The organism is Streptomyces sp. YS-3 (genome assembly GCF_045257485.1).
Lineage (GTDB): Bacteria > Actinomycetota > Actinomycetes > Streptomycetales > Streptomycetaceae > Streptomyces.
Genome location: NZ_JBJHPC010001051.1, coordinates 1 through 1116 on the forward strand (window position 1 = coordinate 1; position 1116 = coordinate 1116).

A 1116-nucleotide genomic window follows, 5' to 3' on the forward strand; every position below is an offset into this window, starting at 1 on the left:
GCCTCCCGCCCCGCCGCCCCGGTGGGACGTGGACCGACCGGTGGCACCTGTCGCCGAGTTCACCTGGCACGGCCCCGAACTGCCGCCGGAAGCCCTCAACCACCTACTGGAGAAGGGACTGCTCCCGCAGAGCATCACCCGCATGCCCAAGGCCACGACCGGGCCACGGCCGGCGCTGCCCAGCACGGCCTTCACCTCGGCCGGCCTGCCCGTCCGCACCCCGCGCTTTCCCATACAACCCGCGCCCGAGCACCAGTACCGGCAGCACACCAGCGCTCCGCACCCGCCCTACCCGACCACCACGGCCCTCGGCACAATCCTCATCGCACCCATGCCGTCGCGCCCTCCGCATCGCGGCACCCCTGTCCCCGCCAACGACGCCGACCCGCTTGGCGATACGGCGCTCTTGGACTGCGACGAGGCACTCACCGGCGCCCCGGCCCCCTGCTCCCCCGCTACCCTCGAACCGCAAGAGTTAGCCGCCTGCACCAGCTGCGGCATGCTGTCGTACGTGGACCTCAAGAAGCTCACCCAACGGGGAACAAGATGCCCCGTCTGCAACGGCGTCTGCCTACCGAGCAGCATGTCCACCCCGACCAGCTAGGTTATCGGTCTCCTGGTCGTCATTTGCGAGCAGGTCCACAATGCCCGTTCCCCGCAAGACCCGTGGCCGATTACCTGCTGGAGGCTATCGCCGCCGCACCCCGCTGGGAGCGGGGCGTCTTCTCGCCGACCCGGCGGGGTTCGATCGTGCGGGGATCCACGGCTTCCCCCGGCGCACCCTGCTGGTAGAGGCGACGCCGGCCTCCAAGCGAATCCGCCCACAGCAATTCGGGGCGTGCGGCGGGAAGGCGGCAGTAGCGTGCACCGTGACGCGGTGGCATGCCCAGACGGACATCGTCAACATCACCTGCGCTAGCCGAGTGCCAGCTCCTCCACGAGCCACGACACGGCAGGACCCGGGAATCGAGTCCTCGCCGGACACGTCGACCGACCCGACGATCTTCTGAAAGCGGGGAAGGACAGACCCGATGACGGCACACCGCGGCCGACAAAGCCCCTCAACGGGACCGCGCAGCGTCCGACGGCGCACCGCCCCACACCCGCACCCGGCAC

At 70.2% G+C, this 1116-nt stretch carries 2 pseudogenes; one reads left to right on the forward strand and one right to left on the reverse strand.

Going from position 1 to position 1116, the window contains the following annotated elements:
* Positions 1 to 604 (forward strand): annotated as a pseudogene (locus ACJA3G_RS37400) (hypothetical protein); the annotation flags it as partial.
* 70 nt (positions 605 to 674) lie between these two features.
* On the opposite strand, the pseudogene ACJA3G_RS37405 reads toward ACJA3G_RS37400, so the two are convergent.
* Positions 675 to 794: pseudogene (locus tag ACJA3G_RS37405) on the reverse strand (DUF6009 family protein); the annotation flags it as partial.
* Positions 795 to 1116 lie beyond the last annotated feature (322 nt).